The 17,914-nt window shown below is 46.5% G+C and carries 19 protein-coding genes; 2 read left to right on the plus strand and 17 right to left on the minus strand.

Going from position 1 to position 17,914, the window contains the following annotated elements:
• Positions 1 to 2 precede the first annotated feature (2 nt).
• The 12 genes from cobK to VIG27_RS10400 form a co-directional block, all read right to left on the minus strand.
• Entirely contained in the window at positions 3 to 1,460 is a 1,458-nt protein-coding gene (gene cobK / locus VIG27_RS10345; RefSeq protein ID WP_394522425.1) for a precorrin-6A reductase, read from the minus strand.
• Positions 1,453 to 2,187 carry a precorrin-3B C(17)-methyltransferase gene (gene cobJ, locus VIG27_RS10350; protein ID WP_394522427.1) on the minus strand — a complete coding sequence of 245 codons (735 nt, stop codon included), beginning with the start codon at positions 2,185 to 2,187 and terminating at the stop codon, positions 1,453 to 1,455. The genes cobK and cobJ overlap by 8 nt, the downstream gene beginning before the upstream one ends.
• Positions 2,184 to 3,221 (minus strand): cobalt-precorrin 5A hydrolase, encoded by a 1,038-nt coding sequence (locus tag VIG27_RS10355; protein ID WP_394522428.1) that lies wholly within the window; start codon positions 3,219 to 3,221, stop codon positions 2,184 to 2,186. Before VIG27_RS10355 ends, cobJ begins: the two co-directional genes overlap by 4 nt.
• Complete coding sequence (gene cobM, locus VIG27_RS10360; RefSeq protein ID WP_394522429.1) at positions 3,218 to 3,985, minus strand: precorrin-4 C(11)-methyltransferase; 768 nt, start codon at positions 3,983 to 3,985, stop codon at positions 3,218 to 3,220. The genes VIG27_RS10355 and cobM overlap by 4 nt, the downstream gene beginning before the upstream one ends.
• A 2-nt stretch (positions 3,986 to 3,987) precedes the next feature.
• Positions 3,988 to 4,665: a precorrin-2 C(20)-methyltransferase gene (gene cobI / locus VIG27_RS10365; RefSeq protein WP_394522430.1), complete on the minus strand. Its 678-nt coding sequence runs from the start codon at positions 4,663 to 4,665 to the stop codon at positions 3,988 to 3,990.
• Positions 4,666 to 4,668: 3 nt separating this feature from the next.
• Positions 4,669 to 5,862 (minus strand): cobalt-precorrin-5B (C(1))-methyltransferase CbiD, encoded by a 1,194-nt coding sequence (cbiD, locus tag VIG27_RS10370; RefSeq protein WP_394522431.1) that lies wholly within the window; start codon positions 5,860 to 5,862, stop codon positions 4,669 to 4,671.
• A 69-nt stretch (positions 5,863 to 5,931) separates the two neighbouring features.
• The gene (locus VIG27_RS10375; protein WP_394522432.1) at positions 5,932 to 6,150 is read right to left on the minus strand and encodes a small, acid-soluble spore protein, alpha/beta type; all 219 of its coding nucleotides are present in this window, start codon (positions 6,148 to 6,150) and stop codon (positions 5,932 to 5,934) included.
• Positions 6,151 to 6,305: 155 nt separating this feature from the next.
• Positions 6,306 to 6,494: a PspC domain-containing protein gene (locus VIG27_RS10380; RefSeq protein ID WP_394522433.1), complete on the minus strand. Its 189-nt coding sequence runs from the start codon at positions 6,492 to 6,494 to the stop codon at positions 6,306 to 6,308.
• Positions 6,495 to 6,512: 18 nt separating this feature from the next.
• Positions 6,513 to 7,409: a hypothetical protein gene (locus VIG27_RS10385; protein ID WP_394522435.1), complete on the minus strand. Its 897-nt coding sequence runs from the start codon at positions 7,407 to 7,409 to the stop codon at positions 6,513 to 6,515.
• Positions 7,409 to 8,149, minus strand: a complete 741-nt coding sequence (locus VIG27_RS10390) for a DUF1700 domain-containing protein (RefSeq protein ID WP_394522436.1) — start codon at positions 8,147 to 8,149, stop codon at positions 7,409 to 7,411. Before VIG27_RS10390 ends, VIG27_RS10385 begins: the two co-directional genes overlap by 1 nt.
• The gene (locus VIG27_RS10395) at positions 8,146 to 8,466 is read right to left on the minus strand and encodes a PadR family transcriptional regulator (RefSeq protein ID WP_394522438.1); all 321 of its coding nucleotides are present in this window, start codon (positions 8,464 to 8,466) and stop codon (positions 8,146 to 8,148) included. The genes VIG27_RS10390 and VIG27_RS10395 overlap by 4 nt, the downstream gene beginning before the upstream one ends.
• Before the next feature lie 43 nt (positions 8,467 to 8,509).
• A complete protein-coding gene (locus VIG27_RS10400) occupies positions 8,510 to 8,752 on the minus strand; it encodes a PspC domain-containing protein (protein WP_394522441.1) in 243 nt (80 codons plus the stop codon).
• A gap of 432 nt (positions 8,753 to 9,184) precedes the next feature.
• Here VIG27_RS10400 and VIG27_RS10405 point away from each other — a divergent pair, with 432 nt between their 5' ends.
• Complete coding sequence (locus VIG27_RS10405; RefSeq protein ID WP_394522442.1) at positions 9,185 to 11,191, plus strand: methyl-accepting chemotaxis protein; 2,007 nt, start codon at positions 9,185 to 9,187, stop codon at positions 11,189 to 11,191.
• A gap of 112 nt (positions 11,192 to 11,303) precedes the next feature.
• Here the strand turns inward: VIG27_RS10405 and VIG27_RS10410 are convergent, their stop codons facing one another.
• On the minus strand, positions 11,304 to 12,539 hold the full coding sequence (locus VIG27_RS10410) for a D-alanyl-D-alanine carboxypeptidase family protein (RefSeq protein WP_394522443.1): 1,236 nt from the start codon (positions 12,537 to 12,539) through the stop codon (positions 11,304 to 11,306).
• Positions 12,540 to 12,727: 188 nt separating this feature from the next.
• Here VIG27_RS10410 and VIG27_RS10415 point away from each other — a divergent pair, with 188 nt between their 5' ends.
• Positions 12,728 to 14,113 (plus strand): polysaccharide deacetylase, encoded by a 1,386-nt coding sequence (locus VIG27_RS10415; RefSeq protein ID WP_394522444.1) that lies wholly within the window; start codon positions 12,728 to 12,730, stop codon positions 14,111 to 14,113.
• Between the two features lie 123 nt (positions 14,114 to 14,236).
• On the opposite strand, the gene VIG27_RS10420 is transcribed toward VIG27_RS10415, so the two are convergent.
• The 4 genes from VIG27_RS10420 to VIG27_RS10435 form a co-directional block, all read right to left on the minus strand.
• A complete protein-coding gene (locus VIG27_RS10420; RefSeq protein ID WP_394522445.1) occupies positions 14,237 to 15,190 on the minus strand; it encodes a GTP-binding protein in 954 nt (317 codons plus the stop codon).
• A 17-nt stretch (positions 15,191 to 15,207) separates the two neighbouring features.
• The gene (locus VIG27_RS10425; protein ID WP_394522446.1) at positions 15,208 to 16,356 is read right to left on the minus strand and encodes a CobW family GTP-binding protein; all 1,149 of its coding nucleotides are present in this window, start codon (positions 16,354 to 16,356) and stop codon (positions 15,208 to 15,210) included.
• 231 nt (positions 16,357 to 16,587) lie between these two features.
• A complete protein-coding gene (locus VIG27_RS10430; protein ID WP_394522447.1) occupies positions 16,588 to 16,773 on the minus strand; it encodes a FeoB-associated Cys-rich membrane protein in 186 nt (61 codons plus the stop codon).
• Between the two features lie 88 nt (positions 16,774 to 16,861).
• Complete coding sequence (locus VIG27_RS10435; protein ID WP_394522448.1) at positions 16,862 to 17,881, minus strand: LCP family protein; 1,020 nt, start codon at positions 17,879 to 17,881, stop codon at positions 16,862 to 16,864.
• Between the last annotated feature and the right edge of the window lie 33 nt (positions 17,882 to 17,914).

A 17,914-nucleotide genomic window follows, 5' to 3' on the forward strand; every position in this document is an offset into this window, starting at 1 on the left:
CATTACCTCTCAATCAATACTGCCGACAAAACGTCAAACTTCTGATCTCTCAAAGTCTTAGGCGTTCCGGTGGTTATCCGTTCATCCGAATAGGACAGCCGTTCTCCCACGGACAGCTTCACATCCGCATAGCCCGCTTCTATCAAACGGCCGCAGATATGATTTACCGTATTGGTTCCGTCAAGGAGAGCAAAGACCCTGTCAGAACGCTTGAACGCCTCTGCAATGTCTCCCTCTCTTCCATGAAGGCTGAAAAGAAGAACATCCTCCCAGCCGGTTTTCAGTCTGGAACACAAATAGGATACGGAAGAGATTCCGGGGAGTACTTCTGTTTCATACCTTTGTCCGTATGGCTCCTTTTGAAAGGACTCCACCATCTTTTTGGCGCCGCTGTAAAAACCGGTGTCGCCGGAATACAGAATTCCAATGGTTTTAAACTCCTTATGCGCCTCCAGCCAGGGCAGGATATCTTTGCTTAAATACCAGGGGAGTTTCTTTTTATCCTTGAGAATCTCTCCGGCATTTTCAAGCATCCGCTCCGCTCCAAAAACCACATCACAGGATTTTAAGACCTTTTGTGCCTGTCCCGTCATCTGCTCCGGGCCTCCCATTCCGGTTCCGATCAAAGTGACCTTCCGCTTGTGTGATGCTGCTGAAACAGGGGCTATGGAAGCTGGTTCTATCCTATCGGATTCGGATTCTGCCAACACCTTTTTTGCTTCCTCCGCGGTCATTCCGGTCTCGTCTGAGGGCCGTCCTACAACGACTGCCGTGATCCCGCATTCCGCAGCCGCTTTCATCTTTTCTAAAAAGCCTCCGGCATTCCCTGATTCCTTTGTCACCAAATAACGGACTTCAAACTGACGGATCATGGCTTCATTCATTTCCACAGAAAAAGGTCCCTGCATGCCGATGAGATGCTTTCCTTTGATTCCGATTTTTTCACAGGCCGCGATTACAGACACTGTGGGGAGAACTCTGGCATAGACCCGTTCTTCAAAGGAGTCCAGGGCCGTGAATTTTATCAGTTCCTTGCTTCCCGTTGTTACAAGAAGGTTTCCTGCTTTCCCGCAAAGGTATTGAACTGCCTCCTCCACCGATTCCACCCATACGATCCGTCCGTCCTCACTTACGCCTTCCTTGCCGGTCAAAGACTCCCGGATTACCCGAATGCGCCTGACACCGGTCCGTTCACACGCATCCGCAATATTTTTGCTGACCAGAGACGCATATGGATGGGTTGCATCAAACACAAGCGTGATGCCCTTGTCGCTGATGAACTGCTCCATCTCCCCCTCATCCATTGGTGTTTCATGGATAAAAAGATAGGGGCTTTCCGGGAGAACCATTTTGCCATAACCGGTAGCAACGCTGACCCAGACAGCTTTCTTCTGTTCGTGGCAGTACTGTGCCAGAAGGCGCCCCTCTGTGGTCCCTCCGAAAATCAAAATCCTACTCATGTCTGTATCCCCGCGGGGTTACCATTTTTCCGCCGATTTCCCTGGTCATGGAATTTCCGATATAAACGGTGGTGAACATGTCCACGGAAGTCTCCTTCAATGTCTCCAGGGTCATGACCGCCAGAGCCTCCCCCTCCCGTCCCACGTTGCGTGCAAGACCGCATACGGTCTCAGGGGCTTTGTATTCCAGCATAATTTCGCAGGCTCTCTTTAAATAATCCGCTCTTTTTTTGCTGGAGGGATTGTAAAGACAGATGACCATATCTGCTTTTGATGACAGCTTCAGCCTTTCTTCTATCAATTCCATCGGCGTAAGCAGATCACTTAAACTGATGACCGCAAAATCGTGGCCAAGGGGCGCACCAAGAAGTGCTCCTCCGCTCAGTGCTGCAGTGACACCCGGAATGATCTCAATCTCCACACCGCCTTCTGACAGTTCAAGAATCAGGCCGCTCATACCGTATACCCCTGAATCTCCGCTGCATACCATAGAAACGGTCTTTCCTTTTCCGGCCTCCAAAAGCGCCATCTGACACCGCTCCCGCTCTTTTCGCATGGGCGTGGTAAGCATCTCCTTCTCCGGGAAATGCTCCCGGATCAAATCTATGTATACTGTATACCCTACAATGAGTTCACTGTCTTTAAGCGCATTGACGGCTCTTATGGTCATATCCTCGTAGGAACCGGGTCCGATTCCTACCACATAAAGTTTTCCTGTTTTTTTCATATAACTACCTTCCAATCCCGGACAGCCAAAGCCACGGTGACACCGCTCATTGCCTGTTTTTTTACCAAAAGCGTTCCGCCGCCGGACTCTTTTACGCAGACAGCGGCTGCCCGTTCGCATACGTTATCAACACCTGTGATCTGTTTTACAAAAGAGGAAGCTGAAAATTCTCCTTCTGCCCCACAAAGAACCTCTGCCGGATAGGTAACGAAGTCAATTTTCCGGGAAGCTGCAAATTCACAGATTCCTGCTTCCTCTTTCTTTATATCAATGCTGGCGCATATAGCCAGACTTTCTTTGCTTATGTTCCATTCCTTCAGTACCTGTTCCACAGCCGCTTTTATTGCCTCACCAGAAACTCCCTTCCGGCACCCAAGCCCCAAAACCACAATTTTCGGAACCAGCTTTAAACTGTTATTTCGCTCTTCTTCTATTCTGTCTTTGATGGTGATATAAAGATCAGCCGTACCAGGCTGGTTCATGGCCAGTCCTTCCGGCAGCTGTCCTTCTACGGGGAAATCACTGAAAAATCCTACCGTTTCCCCTTTTAAAAGTGCAGAGGAGACCACTTTGATCTTATGTACCTGAGTGATTATAAGCCCATGCTCTTTGGCAAACAGATCAACCGCAAATTTTCCGTGATTATCCGTAGCCGTGGTGATGACTGCCTGTGCCCCGGTTAGTGCTGCCACACGGTTGGCAAGCGCATTGGCTCCCCCTAAATGGCCGGATAAAAGAGAGATGGCAAAACGTCCCGTATCATCTAAAACCACAACAGCGGGGTCTTTTTCCTTTCCCTGTAAAAAAGGAGCGATGGCGCGGACTGCAATTCCTGCAGCTCCGATAAACAGGAGGCCCTCCTTTTGATAAAACTGCTCTCTGGTCCACTCCCTGACAGAACCATTTACCGGAAAAAGCCCCTGTTCTCCAGGGCCAAATCCCTGACATTCATCTCCGGCTTTTGTAAGCCCGGCCATAAGGTTCCGGCACAGCCTGGCTCCTGCTTCCGTAAAACAGATCAGGGAAAGTTTCATGACGGCTCACCGGTTCCTTTCCGGTACTCTGTGGTAAAATCCGGGTCATAAAGCTTGGACCGCTGGTAAGCATTCTGCGACACGGCATTGCCGACGATGATCAATGCCGTCTTTTTGATGTTGTTCTTCTCAGCACTTTCCTTTAAAGTCCCTACCGTACAGATAACGGTTTTCTCTTCCTCCCAGGTCGCCTTATAAACGATTGCTGCCGGGGTTTCTGGAAGATACCCGCCTTTGACCAGTTCTTCGGAAAGAGCCTTTAACATGCCGGTGCTCAGGAAAATCACCATGGTGGCACCATGGGACGCAAAGGAGGCGATGGATTCTTTCTCCGGTACCGGAGTCCTGCCTGCCATGCGGGTGATGACAACGCTCTGGCTCACATCAGGAAGGGTGTATTCCATTTTAAGTGCGGAGGCGGCACCGCTCAAAGAGCTGACCCCCGGACATACCTCATAGGAAATGCCTCTCGCCTCAAGCTGGTCCATCTGCTCTCTGATGGCACCATAAAGACTGGGATCACCTGTATGAAGCCTTACCGTCATCTTTTGTTCCGATTCTGCTTTTTCTATTACAGAGATCACTTCTTCCAACGTCATCCTGGCACTGTCATAGACCAGACACTCTTCTTTTTTATAATCAAGCAGCTGCGGATTGACCAGGGAACCGGCATAAATAATCACATCAGCCTTTGATAACAGTTCTTTTCCTCTCATTGTAATCAGGTCCGGTGCTCCCGGACCTGCTCCTACCATATGTACCATGTCTACCTCACAATCAATAATGAATAATAACCTGCAGTTTCCGGAATTTCTTTGAATGAATGATAAACCCTCTCATCCGGCATTCCGCAGTTTTCCACCATCACCGCCTGAAGACCGGCGGTTTGGAGCTCTTCCTTTACAGATTGCAGCTGCCTGCCTGCTTTCATCAGCACCTTCACACCGGGCAGCTTTAATGCATCGGATATCTGATAGGAGGCCGGAATGATGTGCAGCTCCTCCCCTCCCGTTACCAGAGGGATATTCAGTCTGGCTGCCACCGCACAAAAGGAAGGGATACCGCTTTCCAGCCTGGTCTCAAAGCCTTCTTTTTCCACCCGTTCCGCCAAATAGGCAAAGGTGGAATAAATGCTCACATCACCAAGCGTGAGAAACCCTACGTCCTCTCCCCCCGCCAGATGCTCCATTACGGTCTTTGCCGCTTCATCGTGGCTTTTATTTAAGACCTCCCGGTCTTTTGTCATAGGCATATGTAAATAAAGACATTCTTTTTCTTCTATCTCCGGCACTGCTTGTACAGCGATCTGATATGCCGTACATAACGCTTTCTCCTTATGAGGAATGGCGATCACATTCATCTGCCTGATTCTTTTGACTGCTTTTAACGTCATCAGCTCCGGGTCACCCGGTCCGACTCCGATTCCATACATGATCCCTGCCATGTTTCATCCTCCTGTAATTTCCGCGGGAACGGTTTCTTTTGCAAAATGACCGATTAAATCCTCTGCTCCCTGGCTCATTCCAAGTATTCCATCTGCCGTGGAAAAGGTAACCACCTCCACACGCTTCCCGCCGCTCCATAACGTGGTATATTTCCGGATTCTCCGTACGACCTCTTCCATGACCGGCTTTAATATGCCATGTTCCTTTAGTATTCCGGCAGCCTCCTCCATGGTATTGGCACTTAATATAGCAGACTTCCGTTCATCCAAGTCTTTTATCACGGCACGGACGCAGTCCCATAGAATCTCCATGCGGCGGTCGCCGTACTTGGAATGGGTGTTATAGACGCCGCCTGCAACCTTGATCAGTTTCCCGATATGTCCTGCAAACAGGATTTGTTCAAAGCCCTCTTCTCCTGCCATTTCAAAAGCTTCTCCAATAAAATTGCTGCAGGTCACCCCTTCCCTCATGGAAAGGGAAAGGGTCTCTTTAATAAAGGCTTCCCCATAATTGCCGGGGGTCAATATAACACGCTTGTCACCTGCCACCGCCTTCATATGCAGTTCCAGGCGTATGGTGGCGGTAAGTGCATCTTCGCTCATGGGTTTCACGATTCCGGTCGTTCCAAGAACCGACAGTCCCCCTTCAATTCCAAGCTTTGAATTAAAGGTTTTTTCCGCCAGCTTTTTCCCCTCCGGCATGGAAATGGAGATTTTTAAAGGACCTTCAAACCCGGCTTGCCTCCGCGCCTCTTCCACGTTCTCAAAGATCATGGCCCTTGGCACCGGATTGATGGCCGGCAAGCCTACCGGACAGGATAGTCCTGGCCTGGTCACCCAGCCGATGCCTTCTCCTGCAGTTAAAAACAAAGGACCGGTCCCGTCTCCCCCGTCATAGCGGTAACAAGTCTTTTGCGCTTCAGCTTCGTCACCGTCAAAATGCCGGACTGCGGCAAAAACAAGGGCCTTGTCCGTCACATCAGGATCATCTCCCGCATCTTTTTGTACGGCACACTTGGCTTCCTGGTCTTTTATGACAACATGAAAAAGGGGCAGATCGGCTTCCGTCCCTTTTGGTGTCACAAGCTTCATATGTTGTAATTGATTCCCGGTGAGGAGCATGGCAGCGGCGGCCCTGGCCGCAGCAGCCGCACATGTCCCCGTGGTATATCCGCTTCTTAATTGGTGTTTTTCCATATTTTATCCTCTTTGATGTACATTATAAAAGATTTTAGCCTATGGTGCAAGGACATTCCTGCTTTTTGCCTACACCTCTTCTTTCTCCAAAGCCTCTTTTTTCAGTTCTCTTTTTCGTTTCGTAATGAGGCCGCCGATCCGGCCGCTCTCTTTTGCGGTAAGGCTGCGCCAGCCGCCGCTTACCACTTTATCTCCAAGTCCCAGTTCTGTAGCTATCTCAAATTTAAGTACTTCCTCCGGTTTCATATTGCGTGGATCGAAGGGTTCATTCTTTTTTCCTTTTGACATCTTCTTCCATCTCCTTTCTCAAATCTAAGGCGTATCTGAAACCCGTTCGTTTCAAAATTCACCCTGGTGAGAGTATACCCTCTCAAAATGGAATTAAACGTCAAAAGTTTTATAGAATAACAATTCCTTCCTATTCTGCCTTGATCCATGCATATTTATTGTCTCGGAATAATCAGTGCCGCGATGAAATATGCTAAAATTCCAGTGCCCGAACAGGCAAACAGGACCCACAGAAGGCGGATGATCGTCGCATCTATGTTAAAATATTCTCCGATTCCTCCACATACCCCGCAAAGCATTTTGTCTGTTTCTGAGCGGTATAACCGTTTCTGATTGTTCTCCATTTTTATTTCTCCCTTCTGTTATACTTGATTCATAAAATCCACTTCAATGGCGCCGACCTCACAGTCTAAATCCATGGTCTTGCCTGATCCGTTATCAATCTGTCTTTCGCTTCCAAAAGCCGCCATTCCTTCATCCCCTAACTCAATGGTTCCCAGCTTACAGCGTAAATCATAATCATAATCTTCCTTTTTTCCGTCAAGCTGAAGTTCGATGGCACCGGCCTGGCATTTGGCTGAAATACCGCCTGTGGTGGTTCCTGAAAATTCCACAACTCCGGCTTCGGCATCAGCGGTAAGCTTTCCTGCATTTCCCCGGTTGATTCTAATATATCCTGCTTTCGCTTCCAGATTCATTTCATCTGCAAAAAGTGCGTCGGCAACCAGCACAAGATCCGTATCCTGTCTTCCATGGATTTTTTTAGAACGTTCCAAACTCATATCCACTCTGGAAAACCGGTAATCCTTGGGAATGTGAAGAGTAAAAACAAGATCTTCACCGCTGTCATAATTATTTCCAAAATAACTGTCCAGCTTCAATTCCCCGTCATCTTCCTCAATGCTGTAATAGGAAGCATCCTTGTTGCAGAATACGGTGATTTCCTGGCCCGGTGAATCCTCCCGGATAACCACCTTTCCGGCAGTGATCACACCACTTAGTTCTTTGATTCCTGTGGCAGTGTATATCGGTTCTCCCTGGTCTGCAAAATCAGCCGGATCATCCTCATACGAAAACTTGTCATCACTCCAGAATTCCTGCTGGATCACATTGCCCAGCTCCTCTTTCCACCTGGCCGCGTGATCCGGCAGTACATCAATCAAATTTCCGCCAAATGCCGCTGAAACCGCCATTATGCCCCCGCCTATGAAAATACAGGAGATTCCGGCTATGATACACCCTTTTATAAATCTTCTCATCAACGGCTCCTCCTTCTATCAATGAAGTTCTGAATCATATTTACACAGCTGCGGAACAGGTAGGGAAGAAATTTACCGTAGAATGCAAAGCAGACTGCAAGCCCCAGAAATCCAAGTCCAAGGCCCAGGACACCGATCCCAATCAAGAGGGCTCCTCCCAGCGGGTGGAACGGCATGGAAATAAATCCGGCCACAATGAAGGCAGCTCCTGCCACAAAAAAAGCAAACGTAACTGCACCGGCCACGATGACCGCAGCTGCCAGGAGTCCTAACAATCCTCCAAGCAATCCCATGATTCCGCCTCCGATGCCCAACAGCAAAGGCGATGCTGAAACAATGAGAAGGATCCAAATGATTATCTTCGCAATTTTATTGGTATTCTGAGATTTTTTCTCCTTTTTTTCACCTTCACCGGCTTCTCCTTCCAGGCGGCCGGATTCCTCTGTCGTCTCAGGCAGATCATAGTGCTTCGCCATCTGGTAATTCGGATCTTTGAACCGATCATCCCGGTACCCTTTTTCTGTAAATTCTCCCCCGTCTTTCAGATTGCCGGAAAGCTCTGTCCGAACAATGGCTGCGATACGTTCCGGACTTCCGAACTCTTTCATTACCTGTTCCTCATTCTCCGGTCCCGCCTCCTCCAGATAATCCCTGTAATATTCGATGGCATCTGACTTTTCCTCATCCGGGATATCCGACAGTAAATACTCCAGCCTTCGCATAAACTCTTCCCTGCTCATATATGTGCCTCCTCAAAAATCCGGGATATTTTCTGGGAATAAGTTTCCCACTCACCTTTATAGAGATTCAACTGAACCCTTCCCTTTTCCGTAATCTTATAATATCTCCGGTTTCTTCCGTCAAATGCCATATCATATACTTCCAGGCATTCTTCCTTCTGCAGCCTTCTCAGCACCGGATACAGGGTCGATTCCGATATTTCTATAACATTTCTCACATCCTGGGTGATTTTATAACCGTAGGTGCCTTCCTGATCCCTTGACACTACCGCCAGGACAATGGCGTCCAATAATGCTGCTCCTGTGTTAAATACCATATGTCCACTCCTATCTCTGCTGCCGGATAATATGCAACGTACCCTATATCTCCGGTGACTTGGGTATGATCGCCGCTGCAATAATATAAAAAAACAGACTTCCTCCTACCAGGGAGAATCCTACAAGAGAATGGAATAAGTATCTCCATGACTGAAACATCATGAGAAATATCCATATTAACCTTATGAGGACCGGATCCACTGCAAAATACTCTCCGATTCCTCCGCAAACTCCACATATCACCTTGTTCTTTACTGAACGGTACAAACGTTTTGGTTCCTTCATTGGTACCTTCCTTTCCTTTTGCTTTGTTCTATATCCAAATATAATACTATTTTAAATTTTATATTATATCCTGTATAGTATATATTATATGTTGTATAATATTGTTTGTCAACACTTATTATATCCATTCTTAATGGACCTTGATAAGTATTAACGCCAACCTGTTATCCAAATTGCTGGTTTTCCAAAGAATTGCTGGTTTAACTCCTGGAAGAAACTGGTGATTTTGGATATTATCTCTATTTCTCGTCTAGTATTTTTATAATAATTCAAAAAATATATTGTTATTTCATTAATATAAGGATATCTTTTATGGATTATTACAGAATGTCGAACTATGGAGAAAATTGTCTATAACCAACTTGACTTTTCCTATTCACGGTGACATAATACAATCGTAATTCAAGTTATTTTTGCAGAGAGGGAAAACGCATGAAAAAAATCGAGACAAAAATCCTATTGATTATTGGAGGGGTGGTCGCCTTTTTCATGGTATGTACGGGAATTCTAATGATTTCCTTTACCAAAAAGATTGCCATTTCGGATGAGAGTAATATTACAGTGCTGTCCGCAGAGAAAATGACAGCGGAAGCGGACAATTATTTTGAAAAATACATCACCCTCGTTCAGCAATTGGCAAGAGATCACAGTGCCAAGAACCTTCTCACGACTTTAAAATCCGGAGACGATATCAAAAGCTCCCAGTACTGGCCGTCAACTTACGGGATGCTGAATAAAACCATAGGCTCCGATACTGATATTTTATCTGCATATTATGCAGATGCGGATACCAATATCGCCTTTGACGGAGGGGACTGGATCTCAGCTCCAGATTTTAACCTGAATCAGAAGGAATACGCCTTTAAAACAGAAGAGCAATTGAAAAAGGGGTATATCGTTACCGAACCCTACGAGGATGTGGATACCGGAGAACAGGTAATTACGTTTTCGGCTCCGGTTTATGATGCCGGCGGCAGTAAACTGTTAGGAGTTGCGGCGCTGGATGTAAAGCTGACAAGTCTTACCCAGCAGATCCAGGGTTATAAGCTTTCCCATGACAGTGCGCAGATCCGGCTCGTCAGCACCGCCGGAAAGATACTGGTAAGCCCTGATCCTGCCGAGGTATTAAAGAACATCAAAGACATCGGACTCGCTCCAAAGATGCTTGCTGACTATGAAAACCCTGGGAAAGATGTCATTACATACAAGGATAAGGGAAAATTGGTCTGCGGCATCACCAAAATGATAAGCAGTGCGGACTGGAAAGCAATCGTTACGGTTGACCAGAAGGATTTTACACGGGCAGCAGAAACAGCAAGTGCGAACATGACAGTCTTGTTCGCTCTCGTTGGAGTTATCCTGCTTTTTACCATGTACCTTGTGGCTAGGAGCATTGCAAAACCATTGAAAGCTCTTACGAAGGTCACCGACCAGCTTGCCGCGGGTAATCTGGATGTAGAGATATCCGTAAACAGCAAAGATGAGGTGGGACAGCTTGCAAGATCCCTGGGAAACTTGACCAAACGGCTGGTAACATATATTGCATACATTAATGAAATATCTAATACCCTTGATGAATTTGGAAAAGGCAATTTTATATTGAATCTGTCACATAGCTATGAAGGAGAATTTGCAGTGGTAAAGGATTCCCTCATACGGACGGCTGACATGCTCAAGAGTACCATTGGAGAGATCATGGAGGTATCCCAGCAGGTGTCAAACGGTTCCGTAGAGGTTGCCAATGGCTCCCAGGCTCTGGCTCAGGGGACCATGGAACAGGCCGGTGTTATGGAAGAACTCTCTTCCACCATGGAAAAGATCTCTGCGAATATCAATCACACCGCTGAAAATTCTTCCGAGGCAGAACGAAGAGCCAGTTCCGTCGGAGAAGCTGCAGACCAGAGCAATGTGCAGATGCAGACACTTCTTTCCGCCATCGAGGATATTAATCAAAAATCCTCTGAGATCGGAAAGATCATCAAGACCATAGAAGACATCGCATTCCAGACCAACATTCTGGCATTGAATGCCGCTGTTGAAGCAGCAAGAGCAGGTGAGGCTGGAAAAGGATTTGCAGTGGTTGCGGATGAAGTAAGAAATCTGGCGAACAAATCGGCACAGGCCGCTAAGAATACGGCACTTCTCATCGACAGTTCCATACAGTCTGTAGACCATGGAACGAAAATTGCAGAAGATACCAGCCAAATTCTCAGTGATCTTCTTTTAGGCGTCAACGATACGGTAGACCGGATCAAAGATATATCCGGGGCTTGTGGAGAACAGGCAGAGGCTTTGAGCCAGGCACTTTTGGGATTGGAACAGGTAAATTCAGTGGTTCAGTCAAATTCTGCAACGGCTGAGGAAAGCTCCGCTGCCAGTGAAGAACTTTCCGCTCAGGCAAAGCTTTTAAAGGAACTGGCGAACCGGTTTCAAATTTAGACCCAATTAAACTTGTCCATACGATAAATATAAAGCTCGGAACTCCCGATTTGAAAATAGGAAAAGCAGCACCGGAACTCTTGTTCGGATGCTGCTCTTTTTTGTTAATCAATCAAAGATTGAAGGCTTTTATGAGCCGTTTAAAATAATCCAGGAATTTTGCCTCTCTTACAGCGCCGGCTGTATAAATCGGAACCTCTCCGATTTTCTTGCCGCCCAAAGTATACACCAGATTACCGGCCGGCTGTTCCTCTTCCACCGGTGCCGGAAGTGACGGAACCAGTTCCAGTGTTTTTTCAATGGCAGTAAAATCTTCCCCCTTTAGACTTAAATAGGAGAAGGAGCCGCCGTATTTTAAGGGTACTTCTTCCTCCACACCATTATCTACCACCATATTCGGCAGAGGAAGCATTTCTTTATCCTCATAGAGTTTGCAGTTGGCATATCCATAATTCAAAAGGGTCTGGGCATCGGCAAACCTGACCTTGTAGTCAGGCGCTGCCATAATGGAGGCGATTAGACGGACCCCATCCTTTTCGGCTGTGGCTGACAGACAGTACTTGGCAACCGAAGTGGAACCAGTTTTTAAGCCGGTCACATTAAAATTGGTGGCCATTTTTAAAAGCTTGTTGGTATTGGAAAGGCCGAATTCCTTCGTCCCCTGTTTCGTCACATGGGTGATGTTCTCCATCCAGATAGTGGAATAATTATGAATCTGAGGATACTTATTAATCAGTTCTCTTGACATGATTGCAATATCTCTGGCTGTGGTTACATGAGTGGGTGACTCCGTAAGACCACAGCAATCTTCAAAATTGGTGTTGGTCATGCCTAGGCCTGCCGCCCGTTCATTCATCATTTTTACAAATTCATCTTCTGTACCCGCTATGTACTCTGCCATGGCTACAGAAGCGTCATTTCCTGATGCAACAACAATACACTTGATCAGGGTCTCCACCGTCTGCACCTCTCCCTCTTCCAAAAAGACCTGAGAGCCGCCCATGGATTTTGCATGGGCACTGGTCACAACCTCGTCGGTAAGTTTGATTTTACCGGAATCCAGCGCATCAAAAATAAGTATCAAGGTCATGATCTTTGTAATACTGGCCGGACTTCTCTTTTCATCGGCATTCTTTTCAAAGATTACCTGCCCGGTAGAGGCCTCCATCAAAACAGCACTGGGAGCCTGGATGGCCGGACCTCCCTCTGTATTTGCTTCCTCGGCCTGTTCTGCCTGTACAATCATGTCTGAGGCTACTGCTATATCAGGCTCCTGTCCTGCTGCCGGAACGCATAAACTGAAAAACAGCAGGAAGCAGCTTAAAACAATTGCCGTAACTCTCCTCATGCTATATACCATCCCCTGAAAATTCCTTTGTACCATTGTATGGGACTATTTCACTTTCATATGCCACTTTTCCAAAAAAAATTTGCCTGCTTTCCATTTCATCTTCTTTTAAAGTATGTTATACTTGTACAGGAAATGTTGCAGTCTTTTGGTAACAGCCTAATATGACACGATTAAGGGGTTAAGTTATGAAACTAAATAATTTCCGTGAACGGTACTTTGGCAGGAGCCGAAACCGCACCCTACATATGATAATTCTTGCATTCCTCGGAATGATAATCATCGCAGTACTGGCTTTATGCGGCATTGCGGTCAATAAAAAACTTAGGAACAAAGTCATATCTGCCGATTCCTCCGCAGCAGGCATTTCCCCCGGACGTGAAGCTACGGGCAGTCAGCCTTCCGAAGAGGATTCTGTAATTTCTTTGCTTTCTAAAGCCCAGGCCCTTGCCGCCCAATACGATTATGACGGGGCTATTCGTCTTTTAAAATCCGATGCCAGTGCTGCCGCAAGAGATGAGGTTGTCTCAGCCATTGCCAATTATGAAACCGAAAAAGCTGCTTTGGTGCGTATCAATCCCCAGGATGTGACTCATATTTTTTTCCATTCTCTGATTATGGATAATTCCAAGGCCTTTGACGGAGATAAAAAGCAGGCGGGCTACAACCAGATGATGACTACAAAGTCTGAGTTTTTAAAGATCATGCAGTCCATGTATGACAGAGGTTATGTTCTGGTAAAACTTCACGACCTGGCCTATGAGACCAAGGATGAAAACGGCAATCCCAAATTCACCTACGGCGACATCATGCTGCCGGAAGGGAAAAAAGCCTTTGTTCTTTCCCAGGATGATGTCTGTTATTACGAATATATGAAAGGGGACGGCTTTGCCTCCCGTATTATCATCGGAGAAGACGGTTATCCCACCTGTGAGATGGAGATGGAGGACGGCAGTGTTGCAGTAGGCGATTATGACCTGGTTCCCATTCTTGAAAACTTTATCAAAACCCATCCCGGCTTCTCTTATAAAGGTGCCAGAGGAATCCTGGCTCTTACCGGCTATAACGGGATTTTGGGATACCGGACTGATGAAGCTTACAAAGACACCAATCCAAACTATGAGGAAGACCGCAGACAGGCCGCCGCAGTTGCACAGGCGTTAAAAGATCATGGTTGGGAGCTTGCCTCCCACAGCTGGGGACACCGGAACATGGGGGCAATCTCCATGGAACATTTTAAAATTGATTCAGACAAGTGGGCGCGAAACGTAGGAACCCTAATTGGCCCCACGGATATTATCCTCTTCCCCTTTGGCAGCGATATCGGAAGCTGGACGCCATACACCGATGCCAACGAACGTTTTACTTATTTAAAATCCCTGGGCTTCCGCTATTTCTGCAATGTGGATGCCAGCAAGACTACCTGGATGCAGATGGGAACCGACTACTTCCGCCAGGCAAGAAGAAATCTTGACGGATACCGGATGTATTATTACCCGGACAGCTTAAAAGACCTTATAAATGTCCCCGATGTCTTTGATCCGGAAAGACCAACGCCGGTTCCTCCCATGTAATTTCTTACGAAATGCAGGTTCTTATCTTGTATAGTAACAAAAAGAAGCATGAACGCAATCATGCTTCTTTTTGTTACTATGGATTCCTATTAAGAAAATTCCTTCTGTTTCATGTATAAAACGTTAAAACTGAATAAAGCCTTTGATGGGCTGGGCAGGTTCTACGGAGTCTGCATACAGCACCGGACCTTCTCCTTCATAATCTTTCCAGTATTCGTAAGCAATCCTGGCTTTGACCTTCACCCACTGTTTTGTCTCAAGGTCTTTTGCTTCCCTTGATTTCGTGATAAAACCTAAAAATGTCATATCATCTTCACAGCAGGTCATAGCCATACGGCCTGGTACAAAGTAATTCTTGGGAAAATCCGGGGTCTTTAAGACCATTGCGGTAAACTCTACGGTCTTACCTTCGTAGCGTTCCTTTCTTTCCATACAGTCAATATACCATATCCCATAGGCTTCCGGGGATATCTTTACCACTTCCTCGCTGAGATCATAAGGCAGGTCTTCCTCTGAAATTTCATTGACTTCTCCTTCGGAATCCTCAAATACGATCTCTCCCTTGGGGCACATGGCTTTAAGGGTACGGCGGTAGCCGGATAAATCCTCAATGCCATCGCAGCGGTTGCAGATAATCATCTCGGAATTGCGGACCATGGAATACAGCAAAGGCTTCATATTAGCAGAATACAGATCAAAGGTAGTCATATCAATCAGGGAGATCTGCTGATATATCTTCCAGTCATCCGGCAGCTTTAAATTGTCCAGGTTCCACATGCCGTTCCATTCGATCAGAACCCGTTCCGGATTATGAAGAAGCTCCAGCTCCAACAGCCTGTCCGGGTTCATTTCGTCCATACTTTCAATCAATACAAGTTCCGTATTGCTGCGTTTAAGCAGATCTGGATCATATTCGTTTTCGCCCTCTTCGCAGACGATCAGCAAGGTCTTTCCTTCTGCCTTAAAATATTCCTGCTCCATGGTAAACTGAAGGAACTGGGTCTTTCCTGACTCTAAAAATCCATTGATCAGGAATACCGGCATAAAATCGTCTTCCATTGTATCGGTGTTACTCATGATTTCCTCCATTCTGCTTATCGCTTAAAGGCTTTCATCAGCTCTTCTTCTTTTAAATGAGCGCCGATTACGCAGACCTTACCCGTATATTCCGGGGAGCCGCTGCGGATTTCATATTGTTCCGGCACTAAGTCAAAGTAAAGCCATTCCCCTTTTTCTTCTCCCGGAATCATGCCTTTGGCGCGTAATACGTCTCCAAAACCGTCTCCATATGCCAGTTCATCAAGAATCTTATCCAGATCCTCCTTGCTCATCGGGTTCACATGCTCCAGTCCCCAGCTGGTAAATACCTCCTCTGCATGGTGATGATCATGATCCTCGCCGCAGCTGCAGCTTCCATCATGGTGATGGTGATGCTCGTGGTGATCCTCTTCCTCATGGTCGTGATGATGGTCATGGTCGTGGTGATGGCCTCCGCAGCCGCATTCCTTCTCTTCCTCATGGTCATGATGATGCTCATGCTCATGATGGTGGTGGCCTCCGCAGCCACAGCCGCATCCTTCCTCCTCTTGGTCATGCTCATGGTGATGGTGAGACTTGACCTCTTTTAAAAGATCTTCCACCATGGTATCAGGCTTCTCTATGATTTCCATTAACTGCTTTCCGCTCAATTCCTCACATGGAGTCGTTACAACAGATGCCTTTGGATTCAATTCTCTTATGATTTCAACAGCCAGATCCACTTTATCCGCCGGAGCAATATCCGTACGGCTTAAAACAACGGTACCCGCATTCTCGATCTGATTGTTAAAAAATTCACCAAAATTCTTACGGTACATTTTGCACTTCTGGGCATCTACGATGGTGACCGCACTGTTTAAAACCACATCCAGTTCTGCCGCCACATCAACGACCGCCTTCATCACATCAGATAATTTACCAACTCCTGACGGCTCGATGATCACCCGGTCCGGATGGTACTTTGTAAGGACTTCCTCCAAGGATTTTCCAAAATCACCCACCAGAGAACAGCAGATACAGCCGGAATTCATCTCCCGGATCTCAATGCCGGCATCCTTTAAGAAACCGCCGTCAATGCCTATTTCACCAAATTCATTCTCAATCAGGACCACCTGCTCCCCTGCAATGGCTTCCTGCAATAACTTCTTAATAAAAGTTGTTTTTCCGGCTCCCAGAAAACCGGAGATAATATCAATCTTTGTCATACCTACACGTACCTCTTTTCTTTCAGAGTTTAACTAGAAACTACAACTACTTATTGTGTCACAAACTGTAACATAAGTCAAGCAAAGCCCTTATAGTTTCCCTTCACATATTACCCAAAATTTATCAGCTTATGAAATCCCCCGGAAACATTTAACCGAAAAACAGCATCAAACCCTTTTATACTGCAAAATATCCGAAGCATCGCACAGCTCCGGATATTATTGGCTTTCCTATTCTTCTTTTTCTGTCTGCTCTGAAAAGCTCTTAAACCAGCAATCCTCACAGCCGCTGCAGCAGTGACCGCAGCCACAGCCCTCCTTTCTTTTCGTTATCTTCCTTCCCGCCAAAATCACCAGAACCATCAGAATCAGGGTAATGATAATCGTCGGCCCATTGACCCAAAGCCACAATCCCATGAAACCGTCTCCTTTCCTTCCATGTTAAGCAATGCCTTTCATTAACAGGATATTCCGCGATCCGTTTCTTGTGGCTTAAAATTCTATTTTATTTATTTGACCGTATTTTAATCTGTCTCCCGATCTCTTTTACCGTTTGGGACGGCTGGTAGTCTTCTTCGTCAAACAAAAACTGATGAAGGCGTTTTACATTCGCTTCCATATCAATCGGTACCACACAGTCTTTTTTCCCGATAATGGCATCTTTCAGCTTGGAGGGAAAGCCCTCTGTTCCGGACAGATGAAACCGTTTTATATTCTTCATGAGGGGGAGCATGTCTTTCATTCCGATGCTGGTGGATATTTGAGGCAGCACCGTAGTAACAAGTTTGTTCAAGGTGCCTAAATCTGCCTCTCTTGCCTTTTTAAGCATCAAATCAGCAACTTCTCTCTGCCGCTCTGTCCGCTTAAAATCCGTATCCATTTTCCGAAGCCTTGCATAGGCCACGGCCTGAACCCCATCCAAATGGTTCATCCCTTCTTTTTTCAGTTGGTGGGAACCTATTCCTGTTGATTTTACCGTCTCCGTAATAAAACCATTGATGACCCGGAACTCTTCCCGGCTGATATCCACATCAATTCCACCTAAGATGTTTATGGCATCCGCAACCGCCTTCCAGCTAAAGGCAGCGTAATCATCAATGCTCAAGTCCAGATTTTCTGTCAATGCTTCGACCGCCTGTGCAGGACCTCCCAGGAAATACGCGTCATTGATCTTTCCATAGCGCCCTTTTTGATTAAGCCTTAAATAAGTATCGCGGTAAACGGATACGACCCTGATCTCTCCGGTTCCCAGATTTATATTAAATACCATCTGCATATCAGATCTGGTATCCTTTTCAAGGGTTCCTTCTCTGGAATCCACCCCGAAAACAGCGACCGTCCAGTATCCTTCCATCTTTTCCTGGGTCTCTATGCTGATATTGGCATTCTGGGATGGCGGCTTGGGTATTTCCGGCATTCGCTGAGGCATATGGGAAAGATTCCAGGCTGATCCTGCCATCACACCTATTAACGCCGCCCAGACGGCTGCAATCATGATAAATCCCCATTTTAAGTAATTAGCCATGGTACCTCCCCTGTTAATTTTTCATTCTCATCT

Source organism: Lacrimispora sinapis (assembly GCF_043633585.1).
Taxonomy (GTDB): Bacteria; Bacillota; Clostridia; order Lachnospirales; family Lachnospiraceae; genus Lacrimispora; species Lacrimispora sinapis.